This is a genomic window from Streptomyces sp. NPDC050528, from assembly GCF_044457795.1.
In the GTDB taxonomy this organism is placed as follows: domain Bacteria; phylum Actinomycetota; class Actinomycetes; order Streptomycetales; family Streptomycetaceae; genus Streptomyces.
On sequence record NZ_JBITHH010000013.1, the window covers coordinates 274,015 to 285,967 of the forward strand.

Sequence of the window (11,953 nt, forward strand, 5' to 3'; positions counted from 1 at the left end):
GATGGAGCGATGGGGAATGCGGAGCTGCGGTCGATCCACGTTCATCCGGTCAAGGCACTCCGGGGTTTCTCGCCCCGGGAGGCTCTCGTGGAGCCTTGGGGGCTGGCCGGTGACCGACGCTGGGTGCTGATCGACGACGGGGGAAAGGTCGTCACGCAACGCGAGCACCCGCGTCTCGCACTGGCCGCCGCCGAGCTTCTGCCCGGCGGCGGTGTTCGTCTGTCCGCGCCCGGCCGTGATCCGCTGTCCGTGCCCGTTCCGGAGCCGGTCACCACCGTGGCGATGGAGATCTTCGGTACCAAGGTCGACGCGGTGCCGGGACCGGACGCCGCGCACAGCTGGTGCAGCGACTATCTGGGCCTCGGCGTACGTCTTGTCCACATGGACGATCCCGCCGCGCGCAGACCCGTAGACCCGGACTACGCGCTTCCCGGTGAGACCGTCAGTTTCGCCGACGGCTATCCGCTGCTGCTGACCTCCGAGGCATCCCTGGACGCCCTCAACTCCCTTGTCGCGCAAGGGGATCACGCGTCCGAGGGGCCGCTTCCCATGAACCGGTTCCGGCCCAATGTGGTCGTCGCGGGCACGGCCGCCTGGGCCGAGGACGACTGGTCGGGCGTCGTGATCGGCGAGGTCGTCTTCCGGGTCGCGAAGAAGTGCGGGCGCTGCGTGGTGACCACCACCGACCAGGGCACCGCCGAGCGCGGCAAGGAGCCCCTGCGCACTCTCGCCCGGCACCGCCGCATCGGCGGCAAGCTCGTCTTCGGACAGAACCTGGTGCCCCGGTCGACCGGCACGATCCGCGTCGGTGATCCGGTCCGGATTCTCGCGTAGCCGGAGTTCCGCCGAAGAGCGCACGAGGTTCCGCCGAAGAGCGCGCGAGGCGGGAACCCTCCCCGTGGGCCCGGTCGTTGAGATCCCGTGAGAAGTTCATGAAAGGCCCTGGGAGAGGTGATTTCGCTCTCTCTTTGCCGGGGCTCTTGGGTGAACGGCCACGCGCGGAGTTATCACGGAGCGGGAAGGGGGTGCGGGACGGTGGGAGCAATCAGGGGTGTGTGGCGCTGGCGGCGCAATCCGCTGCGTCGCGCGACCGATCTGGTCGAGGCCTGGCTGGCCCTCGTGGTCCTGCTGCTGGTCCTGGTCGCCGCACCCGTGATCGGTTCGCTCGTCGGCGTGATCGCGCAGGACAGCCTGCAGCGGTCGGTGCGGGAGCAGCGCGCGGACCGGCACGTCGTGACGGCGACGGTGGTCAAGAAGCTGAAGGGGGCCGAGCTCGACCCCGACCCCGACTCGTCCACCGCCCGGGACGTCCGCAGCCGGGTCCTCGCCGACTGGACCGCCCCGGACGGCACCGCCCACCACGGCGCGGTCATGGCGAGCCTCAACACCCCGCACACGGGTGACCACTTCAGGCTCTGGACGGACCAGCAGGGACACATAGTCGCCCGCCCGCTGGACTCGGCCACGGCGACGACGCACGCCGTGCTCGCCGGGCTCGGCGCGGCACTGCTGACCGCCGGGCTGGTCGACAGCGGCAGACGGTTCGTGCTGTGGCGCATGGTCCGCCGCAGGTACGCCCGTTGGGACCGGGCATGGGAGCGGGCGGGTCCCGACTGGGGCCGCACCGGCACCGGCAGCTGACCGCCTTCCGGCTCTGGTCAACCCACCGTCCGCCCGCACGCTACGGTGGACCGGCGAAGGCTTCGGCATCAACCCGCGTACCACGAGGTGGGGGCACAGCAGCGCCATGGCACAGGGCACGGTCCAGGTGACGCACACCGGTACATCGCGGTGGCGGCGCCGCACAGGTGAGTACGCGTCGCTCGCCGCCGCCCTGGAGGCCGCGGCCGAGGGAGACGTCCTCACCGTCGCTCCCGGCACCTACCGGGAGAACCTCGTCGTGCAGCGGTCGGTGACCCTGCGCGGCCCCGAGGGTTCGCCCGGCTCGGTGCGCATCGCGCCCCTGGACGGCGTGCCGTTGACCGTGCGCGCCTCGGCGATCGTCCAGGACCTGCATGTCGAGGGCCAGGACTCCGCCGCGCCCGCCCTCCTTGTCGAGGACGGCGCACCGGAGTTGACGGACCTTCGGATCGTCACGCGCTCCGCCTCCGGCATCGAGGTCCGCGGCGGCGCCCGCCCCACCGTGCGGCGCTGCACGGTCGACAACCCGGCCGGCATCGGGATCGCCGTACTCGACGGCGGTGGCGGGGTGTTCGAGGAGTGCGAGGTCGTCTCGGCCGGCCAGGCGGGCGTAGCGGTCCGCGCCGGCGGCCACCCGCGCCTGGAGCGCTGCCGTATCCACCACGCGTCGGGCGTGGGTCTGTCGGCGACGGGCGAGAACTCCGCGCTGGAGGCGGTGGGTTGTGAGATCTACGAGACGCGCGGCAGCGGCGTCCAGATCACCGGCCGCGCCACCGCGCACCTCACCGACTGCGATGTGCACCGTACGACCGCGGACGGCGTGACGCTCGACACGGACGCGGTGCTGACGCTGGCCGACTGCCGCATCCACGACATCCCGGAGAACGCGGTGGATCTGCGGTCGCGTTCCGTCCTGACGCTGACCCGGACGACGGTGCGTCAGTTCGGGCGCAACGGACTGTCGGTGTGGGACCCGGGCACGCGCGTGGACGCCAATCAGTGCGAGATCTTCGACAGCACGGGCGACTATCCGGCGGTGTGGGTCAGCGACGGTGCGACGGCGGTTCTCGACTCGTGCCGGGTGCACGACGTACCGGACGCACTGTTCGTGCTCGACCGGGGCTCACGCGCGGACGTCGTCGACAGTGACATCTCCCAGGTGCGCAACACGGCCGTGTCGGTGAGCGACGGGGCGACCGCGCAGCTCGACGACTGCCGGATCCGGGACGCTGCCACGGGCGCGTGGTTCCGCGACCACGGCAGCGGCGGCACCCTCAACAACTGCACCGTGGACGCCACCCAGACCGGCGTGATCGTCACCAAGGGCGCCGACCCCACCATCGAGCGCTGCACGGTCGACTCCCCCGCCGAGGCGGGCTTCTACGTCTCCGCGGGCGGCCGGGGCACCTTCCTCGGCTGCCGCGTGACGGGCAGCGGCGGCTACGGCTTCCACGTCATAGACGGCTGTCGTACGACGCTCAAGAAGTGCCGTACGGAGCGGTGCGCGCGCGGTGGTTACGAGTTCGCGGACGCCGGACCGGACGCGGCGCCCGGCACCGGACCGGTCGTCGAGGACTGCACCAGCGACGAGAGCAGCCTCAAGCCGTCCACCGCCCACGAGACGGCCGTGGAGACGGCGAGCCAGTCCACCAGCGTGCTGGGCGCGATCCCCACCCAGCGCACGGCCGAGCAGGAGCCGCTGATCACCGCGACGGAGCCGGAGAAGGAGTCCCGCACCTCCAAGGCCGTCCTCGGTGAACTCGACGCGCTGGTCGGCCTGGACAGCGTCAAGCGCGAGGTGCGTTCCCTCATCGACATGATCGAGGTGGGCCGCCGCCGCCAACAGGCCGGCCTCAAGGCGGCCTCCGTCAAGCGGCACTTGGTCTTCACCGGCTCCCCCGGCACCGGCAAGACGACGGTCGCCCGGCTCTACGGCGAGATCCTCGCCTCCCTCGGGGTCCTGGAGAAGGGGCATCTCGTCGAGGTGTCCCGGGTCGACCTGGTCGGCGAGCACATCGGCTCGACCGCGATCCGCACCCAGGAGGCCTTCGACAAGGCGCGCGGCGGAGTGCTGTTCATCGACGAGGCGTACGCCCTCTCTCCGGAGGACTCGGGACGCGACTTCGGTAAAGAAGCCATCGACACACTCGTGAAGCTGATGGAGGACCACCGGGACGCGGTCGTGGTCATCGTCGCGGGCTACACGGCGGAGATGGAGCGGTTCCTGTCCGTCAACCCCGGTGTGGCGTCCCGTTTCTCACGGACCATCACCTTCAGCGACTACAACCCCGAGGAACTGCTCAGGATCGTCGAGCAGCAGGCCGAGGAGCACGAGTACCGGCTGGCCGAGGGCGCCTCCGAGGGGCTGACGAAGTACTTCACGGCCATCCCGAAGGGCGCTGCGTTCGGCAACGGCCGTACCGCGCGGCAGACCTTCGAGGCGATGGTGGAGCGGCACGCGAGCCGGGTCGCCCAGGTCGAGGAGCCGAGCACGGACGACCTGACCCTGCTCTACGCGGAGGACCTCCCCGAGCTGCCCTGAGGCGGCACCTCGGGCCGCAGCCGGGCCAGCAGCCGCTCGCGTTCCTCGGCGAACACCGGGTCGGCCTGGTAGTCGGAGTGGCCGAGGATCGGCGCGGGCAGCGGATGCCGTGCCGTACGGCCGTATTCCAGTGGGTCCTTGAGCGGTGGTTCGTGATCCACCTCGGGGCCGCAGTCGCCGGACACGTGGACCGGGCCGCCGATGGGGTCGGTGAGCCGGTACAGATTGCGCCAGCAGTCCACCTCGCGGTGCAGTCGGCTGAGCGCGGCCGGTCCGAAGTGGGCCGGGAACCAACGGCCGTAGAGGCGCTCCAGGGGTGAGCCGTAGGTGAGGAGGGCTACGCGTTTGCGTTGGGCGGGCTTGAGTTGCCAGGCCGCCGCCGCTGCGAGGACGCTGCCCTGGGAGTGGCCCGAGATGACGAGGCGGCCTCCCGTGGCGCGGGTCCAGGTGGCCATCCGCCAGGTGAGGTCGGGGACCGCGCGCTCGGCGTAGCAGGGCGGGGCGAAGGGGTGGGCGGCGCGCGGCCAGAAGGTGCCGACGTCCCACAGGATGCCGATCGTGCGCCGCGCGGAGGCGTCCTTGTAGGCACGCCTGCCCCAGGTGACGAACAGTATGAAGCCGAGCCCGATCAGCCAGGAGCCGAGGCCCTGCGAGGTCTGGGCGGCACCGTGCACGAAGGCGTGGCCGTCCTCTCCGGCGCGTGCCGGTGTCCTGTCGGTGGTGAAGGCGCCGACGAGGGCTCCGGCGCCCAGGAGCAGGGTCGCGGTGGAGATGACGGCGACGAGGAGGGGGCCGCGGTCGGTGAGCGCGGCCATCGCGCGCGTGCTCGCGATCTTGGCGGTGCGCGCCCGGTCCTTCCGCACGTCCGGGTAGTCGCGCGCCACCGCGGCCAGTTCGCTGCGGCGCAGCCGCCACGTGCGGTGGCCGAGTCCGGCGCACAGGACCAGGACGAGGACGAGCAGCGGCGGGATCACCGAGGCCTGCCAGGTGAGCAGGACGGGCGGTCCCGCGATGGACGTGCCCGTGCCGTCCAGCCAGTCGGAGACCCGCTGCGAGACCCCGCCGGACATCACACCGCCCAGCGCGCAGGCCAGCATCGCGACCGCCGGTCCGCCGAGGCCGCGCATCGCGGAGCGCGGGTCGGGGTGGGTTCGGTGCAGGAGATGGGCCACGACGGCCAGGGCGACCACCAACAGGCCCTGGACCAGGGCGATTCCGCCGAACGTCATGTCGCCCGGCAGCCGCCCGGACGACTGCCATCCCGGGCGCGACCAGCCGGCGTAGAGGAGGGAGAGGGCGAGCAGCAGGAGGGCGCCGAGTGGGAGGCGGCGGACGAGACGGCGGTCGAGGGCCTGGTCGAGGCGGTTCTCGCTGCGGCCCCGACGGCACACTACGTAGACCACGACGAAGGCGACTCCGGCTAGGGCGATCTCCAGGAATCCGCCGAGGCTGGCCAGAGCGCCGGAGCCGCCGGGTCCTCGGTCGAAGCGGGCCGACGGGACGGTGACGGCCGCGGCGACGGTGAGGAGGCCGACCGCAGTGTGGGCGGCGCGGAGTCGGGCGACCAGGCGGCGGCCGTACCAGAAGCCGGGGCGGCTCAGGGAACTGCGGTCGGGCTCATCGTCGGGCTCGGGCGGGCGGTTCATCGGCTGCTGTGACTCGTACTCGCTCCAGGTGCGGCGGGAGAGGTACCAGAGGAGGACGGTGAGCGCGGTCGGCACCAGGGCGGCCAGCGCGAGGCGGCGGCCCGGTCGGCTCCACCAACTGTCGTGGGACATCGTGGGCGACAGGAAGCCCAGCCAGGTGTGCCGTTCGGCGCACGCGCGCGTGCCGGCGCACTGCCAGGCGGCGAGATCCAGCGCGACCTCGCAGGCGGCCGCGACGAGCAGCACGGTCAGGGTCAGGCCCGCGAGCCGGACCAGCAGACCGTAGAAACGCACTGTTCGTTTACGGTCGCGGGCGGTGGGGCGCATCCAGTGCGCGAGGTTGACGACCATGAACGGCAGCAATAACAGCCACAACGCGCGCGTGCCGTTGCCGGACGTGAGGTTGCACCAGACGTAGGCCTCGCGGATCGGGCCGGTGCGCCGGTCGGCGGGACGCGACTCGGCATCGACGTCGGCGGCGCGCCGGAAGACGGCCGCCGTGTCGTCGCCGGTGACCCGCACCGTGCGTGGATCGCCGAGCATCCCCTCGGGTGTGGCGCCGCCGACTCCGTGGACCAGGAGTTCCAGGGCGGGTTCGGTCTGATCGGGCCGTCCGGCAAGGGTCTTCGCCTCGCTCGTGACGGCGTGTTCCTGTACACGCTCCACTGTTCGCACATCCCCCGTGACGCACTGTCTGTCTGTGTCCGTGTGCACACCAGGATCGTCCTTTCCGGCGCGTCGCACACGCCCCGTCACCGAATCTCCCCGATCCGTGTGACACGCGAGGGGCGGACGATGGCCGAATGACATGTGCGCGTCGGGACAGGCGGTGGCGCGGTGCTTGCGGGGGCGTGCGAGGATTGGGGCGTCCGCGCACCGCCGCCGGGGGGAATGTCCTGGTCGGGGCGGGCGCGCTGGGCAGTCTGACGGGTTGCGGCGAAAGGACCGGAGCGTACGTGAGTGAGAATCAGAACCTCCTCGCGGAGCAGCGGCGCGCCCTGATCCTCGACGAGGTCCGGCGCCGCGGTGGCGTCCGCGTCAACGAACTGACCCGCAAGCTCGGCGTGTCGGACATGACCGTCCGGCGCGATCTCGACGCGCTGGCCCGCCAGGGCGTCCTGGAGAAGGTGCACGGCGGAGCGGTCCCGGTCGTCGAGGCGAGCACGCACGAGCCGGGCTTCGAGGCGAAGTCGGGCCTGGAGCTGACCGCCAAGGAGGACATCGCGCGGGCGGCGGCGGAGCTGGTGGCGCCGGGCACGGCGATCGCGCTCTCGGGCGGTACGACCACGTACGCGCTCGCACATCACCTCCTTGAGGTCCCCGATCTCACCGTGGTCACCAACTCGGTGCGGGTGGCGGACGTGTTCCACGCGGCGCAGCGCACCTCGGGCCAGCGGCAGGGCGCGGCGACGGTCGTACTGACCGGTGGAGTGCGCACCCCCTCCGACTCGTTGGTGGGTCCGGTGGCCGACCAGGCGATCGCGGCGCTCCACTTCGACATGCTGTTCCTCGGTGTGCACGGCATATCGATCGAGGCCGGCCTGTCGACCCCGAACCTCGCCGAGGCCGAGACCAACCGCCGGCTCGTGCAGTCCGCACGGCGGGTCGTGGTCGTCGCCGACCACACCAAGTGGGGGACGGTGGGCCTGAGTTCGTTCGCCGCGCTGGAACAGGTCGACACGCTGGTGACGGACGCGGGGCTGCCGGCCGAGGCGCGCGCCGACATCTCGGAGCATCTGCGGCTCGTGGTCGCGGGCGAAGACGGTGACGGGGCAGACATCTGACAGGCCGCCAGCTATCGTGACGTCGCCCACCCCGGTCAACTGCCCTTACCGTCAAGGGGGTTCGCATCCATGGCCAACCAACTGCGCCCCGTCGGGCTCGACTTCATCGACACCGCTCCGGTACGGCTGATCTTCACGCAGGAGATGTCGGCGGCGCCGGAAGCGGTCTTCCACGCCCTCAACGACGATGTGCCGGGCTGGGCGGAATGGTTCTCGGCCGTCACCAGTGCGCGGTCCGTCGACGACGGGGCCGGGCGCGACATCCGGCTCAGGGGCGGCGGGCACTTTCGCGAGACGGTGATCGCGGCGAAGGAGGCGGAGGTGTACGCGTACCGGGTCGACGTCACCAATGCGCCGGGCGCCCGGGCGATGGCCGAGGAGTGGCGGCTGAGCCCTGCGGGGAGTGGGACGCGGGTTCAGTGGACGTTCGCCGTGGAGGGGAACGCGGTGTTTCGGGGTGCGGTCAGGTTGGCCGGTCCTGGGTTGGGGCGGGCGTTCAAGGGCGCGGTGGCGGCGCTGGACCGGCGGTTGGCCGGTTAGGGCATTCGCTGTGGACCATCGGTGCCGATGGGCGTCGAGGCGGGGCGGGGGTCGGGCCGTCGCCAGCCTGGCCGGATGAGCGAGATCGAGATGGAGATGGAGATCGAGCCTCCGCTGCTGGCGGATGTCTATCCCGCGCTGGTCTCGTTCCTGGACGCGGCGCTGGTCGCAGAAGGTTTGCCCCTCCTGGCTCAAGCGCTGGTGCGGTTGCGCTTCCACGGATGGTGCAGGTGCAGCCCGAGCTGCACGTACCTCCGAACCGCTCCCACAACCCGCGCGGCCGACGCCTGGTTCCATTTCGACGACGAGGACGCGCCTCGCGTATGGCTTCAACTCGACCAGGACCACGCTTCGTTCGCGGGCATGGAAATCTGCGAGTTCGAGCTTGGCCCCGCCCCGGCGCTCGATCCCGATCGCCCCGTCGATGTGCTGTGACCCAACTTCGGTACGGCAAAGGCTACTTGGCGACTCAGTCCGGCCACACGCCCGTCGCCAGCAGCGACTTGATCGCCTCACTGTACGGACCGATGTCCAGGCCCTGTTCCGCGAGCCACGTGTCCGAGTAGTACTTGTCCAGGTAGCGGTCGCCCGGGTCGCACAACAGGGTTACCACGCTGCCCTGTTGGCCCGCCGAGACCATCTCGGCGACGATTTTCAGGGCGCTCCAGAGGCCGGTGCCGGTGGAGCCGCCCGCCTTGCGGCCGATGGCTTGTTCCAGGGCTCTCACGGCGGCGACGCTGGCCGCGTCCGGGACCTTCATCATGCGGTCGATGGCGCCGGGGACGAAGCTCGGTTCCATACGGGGGCGGCCGATGCCCTCGATACGGGAGCCGCAGTCGCGGGTGACGTCCGGATCGCCGGTGGTCCAGCCCTCGAAGAAACAGGAGTTCTCCGGGTCGGCGACACAGACGCGGGTGTCGTGCTGCATGTAGTGGACGTAGCGCGCGAGGGTCGCCGAGGTACCGCCCGTGCCGGCCGTCGCGACGATCCACGCCGGCTCCGGGAAACGCTCCAACTCCAGCTGGCGGAAGATGGATTCGGCGATGTTGTTGTTCCCGCGCCAGTCCGTGGCCCGCTCCGCGTAGGTGAACTGGTCCATGTAGTGGCCGCCGGTCTCCACCGCGAGCGCTGCCGACTCCTCGTACATCTTGCGCGGGTCGTCCACGAAGTGACACTGCCCGCCGTGGAATTGGATCAGGCGGATCTTCTCGGCGCTGGTCGTGCGCGGCATGACCGCGATGAAGGGGACGCCGATCAGTTTGGCGAAGTACGCCTCGGAGACCGCCGTGGAACCGCTGGACGCCTCGATCACCGGGCGGGTGGGCCGGATCCAGCCGTTGCAGAGGCCGTAGAGGAAGAGGGAGCGGGCGAGGCGGTGTTTCAGGCTGCCGGTGGGGTGGGTCGACTCGTCCTTCAGGTACAGGTCGATGCCCCAGCTCTCCGGGAGCGGGAAGCGGAGGAGATGCGTGTCGGCCGAGCGGTTGGCGTCGGCCTGGACCTTGCGGACGGCTTCTTTCAGCCAGCTCCGGTAGGCGGCGTCACTGCGGTCGACGTCGAGGGTGGCGCCGGTCAGGGCCTGTGGGGTGGTGCTCACGGAGGGGCTCCTTACGCTTCGCGCCGACGGCGCCTCGCGCGGCCGACACCTCGATCATAAACACCTTCCGCACGCTTCTCACCTGCATAAACATGCCTTTGGGCGGCTCAAAGGCGATCCTGGGGAAGGGTCGGGGAAGGGCTGAGGAAGGGGCGGGGAAGGGCTTCGGTGGGCTCGCGTCCGGCTCCCGTCGGGTTTGCGATCACTTTGCGACGGGCTGCCCGTGGGGCTCGGGGGCGCACTCGTGCGAGTGCTTCGAATACTCACCGTGACCGTGCGGTACGTACTGGTGCTCGACGGCCTTGGCGGGCAGACTGCACCGGAGCGGGACGAACGTCCAAAACGGGGGCGCACACTGGATCACCAGATGTCCTGGACCAAGGGGGCGGGGAAGCATGGCGGAGCCGGAGTTCACGGCCACGGGCGTGCGGATCGGGAAGCGGCTGCGGTCGCTCACCCGGGCCGGACAGGTCCGGATCAATGACGGCAGGCTGGAATTGCTGACCAGTTACGGCAGCGAGATCGACAGCGCGCCGGTGCAGGCGGTGCGTGCGTCGAAACCGTGGTTCGCGCCCGAGGACCGGGCGCTGGCCGACCTCAACGGCAAGAGGTATCTGCTGACCCTCGGCGAGCATGACCCCGCGCCCGGGCAGCCGGGTCCGCCTGCGGCACGGCGGTTCATCGAGGCCGTGCGGAAGGCGGCGGGGCGGGGCGGTTGAACTGTGGGGCGAGCTTTGCGGGCGAGCTGCGCGGGCGAGCCTTACGGGCCAGCTTTGCGGTGGGGCCTTGCGGTCGGGCGCGTGGCGCGGGTGCCATGCCGCGAGAGCAGGCGATCCGTTCGGTGGGTGGCCGATCTGCGCGGTGGGAGCGGGCGATCCTTGCGGTGGGGAGGCCGATCCGTGTGGTGGGTGGCCGATCTGCGTGGTGGAGCGACTCGGCAGCGCCGGCGAGTGGTCCGTCCGTACCGTGGAGCCGGTCGCCGCGGAGCGTCGCATCCGCGCCATTGACGAGCAATGACCGGCCGCGAGTTGCGGGACCGCGGCCCCTGAGTCACTCTGGTCTCACGTCACTCTGGGTTTACCGGCGATAACGCTGCGAACCAGCCCGCCGGACACAACAGCAGGCGGCCTTCCCTTGACCTCCCTGCTGGATCCGAACTCCGTGTTCTTCCGGACCTCAGTCGGGGAGTCGCAGCCGTGATCAGTCACCCAAGCAGGCACTGCACGGTGGAGCTCCAAGCCCTGCCGTCGCGGATCGGCCAGGTCCGCAGAATCGTATCTGCGCAATTGCGCTACTGGCATCTGGACCCTCTGATCGACCGGGCCGCGCTCGGTGTGACAGAGCTCCTCACCAACGTCCACCGGCATGCCCAGCCCGACAAGACGTGTGTCGTCGAGATCGAGCTGCTGCTGGATCAGCTCATGGTCTCCGTTCACGATCACGATCCTCGGCTTCCGGTGGTGGGCGACATCGACGAGGTCTCGCCCACGGCCACTTGTGGGCGCGGGCTCGCGATGGTCGCGGCGGTGAGTGAGAAGTGGGGGGTGCGGCCGGATGGTGAGTCCGGGAAGGTTGTGTGGTTCACGTTGACCGCGCCTACGTCCACGTCCACGCCTGCGGTTGCTACGCCGGCTCGTCCGCCGCGTCGTGCGGCCGGGGCTGCGGCTGCGGTTGCGGCTGCCGAGAAACCCGCGCACCGGTTCGTCACCGAGGTCGAGCACCCGGTCGACGGCCACCGGCCCCAACACGCTCCCGCCCGGTCCGCCGTTGCCGGTTGATCGGGCGGTGATTGCTTGTGGGGGGGCGGCTGTTCAGAGCTGTTGAGGGCTGTGGGGGGGCGGTGTTGAAGCAGTCGCCTTGGTGGTGAAGCGGTTGGATTGGTGTTGAGGCGGTTGGGTTGGCGTTCAGGCCATTGGTTGGTGTTGTCTACGGCGGGATGCCTGGTCTGGCTGCAGACAACGACACAGCTGGATCTGTGTTGTGAACTCGCCTTGCCTGGGCCGGTGTTGAGAACTCGCCTCACCTGGACCGGTGTTGTGAACTCGCCTCACCTGGACCGGTGTTGAGAACGCACCCCCGCGCACCTCTTTTGGTTCGGTCGCCTTCGGGGCGCTGGAAGCCGGTGTGGGGGGGCCCCCCCCGCCCGCCCCCGGGGGCCCCCCCCCCCGGGGGGGGGGGGGCCCCGCGCCCCCCCCCCGCGCCCCCC

10 protein-coding genes are annotated in these 11,953 nt (G+C 70.7%); 8 read left to right on the forward strand and 2 right to left on the reverse strand.

The genetic code is table 11. From position 1 onward, the window contains the following. The first annotated feature begins 9 nt into the window (after nucleotides 1–9). The 3 genes from ACIBK4_RS38550 (at nucleotide 10) to ACIBK4_RS38560 (ending at nucleotide 4,183) form a co-directional block, all read left to right on the forward strand. Complete coding sequence (locus tag ACIBK4_RS38550; RefSeq protein ID WP_399002669.1) at nucleotides 10–834, forward strand: MOSC domain-containing protein; 825 nt, start codon at nucleotides 10–12, stop codon at nucleotides 832–834. A gap of 201 nt (nucleotides 835–1,035) precedes the next feature. Continuing rightward, nucleotides 1,036–1,641: a hypothetical protein gene (locus tag ACIBK4_RS38555; RefSeq protein ID WP_399002671.1), complete on the forward strand. Its 606-nt coding sequence runs from the start codon at nucleotides 1,036–1,038 to the stop codon at nucleotides 1,639–1,641. 106 nt (nucleotides 1,642–1,747) lie between these two features. Then, complete coding sequence (locus tag ACIBK4_RS38560) at nucleotides 1,748–4,183, forward strand: right-handed parallel beta-helix repeat-containing protein (protein ID WP_399002673.1); 2,436 nt, start codon at nucleotides 1,748–1,750, stop codon at nucleotides 4,181–4,183. On the opposite strand, the gene ACIBK4_RS38565 is transcribed toward ACIBK4_RS38560, so the two are convergent. Further along, nucleotides 4,153–6,495, reverse strand: a complete 2,343-nt coding sequence (locus ACIBK4_RS38565) for a hypothetical protein (protein WP_399002675.1) — start codon at nucleotides 6,493–6,495, stop codon at nucleotides 4,153–4,155. The genes ACIBK4_RS38560 and ACIBK4_RS38565 overlap by 31 nt on opposite strands. 290 nt (nucleotides 6,496–6,785) lie before the next feature. Here ACIBK4_RS38565 and ACIBK4_RS38570 point away from each other — a divergent pair, with 290 nt between their 5' ends. The 3 genes from ACIBK4_RS38570 to ACIBK4_RS38580 all read left to right on the forward strand — a co-directional run bounded on the left by ACIBK4_RS38570 (nucleotide 6,786) and on the right by ACIBK4_RS38580 (nucleotide 8,588). Further along, on the forward strand, nucleotides 6,786–7,613 hold the full coding sequence (locus ACIBK4_RS38570; RefSeq protein ID WP_366430228.1) for a DeoR/GlpR family DNA-binding transcription regulator: 828 nt from the start codon (nucleotides 6,786–6,788) through the stop codon (nucleotides 7,611–7,613). A gap of 69 nt (nucleotides 7,614–7,682) precedes the next feature. Further along, the gene (locus ACIBK4_RS38575; RefSeq protein WP_399002678.1) at nucleotides 7,683–8,153 is read left to right on the forward strand and encodes an SRPBCC family protein; all 471 of its coding nucleotides are present in this window, start codon (nucleotides 7,683–7,685) and stop codon (nucleotides 8,151–8,153) included. 75 nt (nucleotides 8,154–8,228) lie between these two features. Continuing rightward, nucleotides 8,229–8,588: a hypothetical protein gene (locus ACIBK4_RS38580; RefSeq protein ID WP_399002680.1), complete on the forward strand. Its 360-nt coding sequence runs from the start codon at nucleotides 8,229–8,231 to the stop codon at nucleotides 8,586–8,588. A 34-nt stretch (nucleotides 8,589–8,622) separates the two neighbouring features. On the opposite strand, the gene ACIBK4_RS38585 is transcribed toward ACIBK4_RS38580, so the two are convergent. After that, the gene (locus ACIBK4_RS38585; RefSeq protein ID WP_399002682.1) at nucleotides 8,623–9,747 is read right to left on the reverse strand and encodes a PLP-dependent cysteine synthase family protein; all 1,125 of its coding nucleotides are present in this window, start codon (nucleotides 9,745–9,747) and stop codon (nucleotides 8,623–8,625) included. A gap of 395 nt (nucleotides 9,748–10,142) precedes the next feature. On the opposite strand from ACIBK4_RS38585, the gene ACIBK4_RS38590 reads away from it, so the two are divergent. Both ACIBK4_RS38590 and ACIBK4_RS38595 read left to right on the forward strand, forming a co-directional pair. Continuing rightward, nucleotides 10,143–10,466 carry a hypothetical protein gene (locus ACIBK4_RS38590; protein ID WP_366430224.1) on the forward strand — a complete coding sequence of 108 codons (324 nt, stop codon included), beginning with the start codon at nucleotides 10,143–10,145 and terminating at the stop codon, nucleotides 10,464–10,466. 477 nt (nucleotides 10,467–10,943) lie between these two features. Further along, the gene (locus tag ACIBK4_RS38595; RefSeq protein WP_399002684.1) at nucleotides 10,944–11,525 is read left to right on the forward strand and encodes an ATP-binding protein; all 582 of its coding nucleotides are present in this window, start codon (nucleotides 10,944–10,946) and stop codon (nucleotides 11,523–11,525) included. Nucleotides 11,526–11,953: the final 428 nt, after the last annotated feature.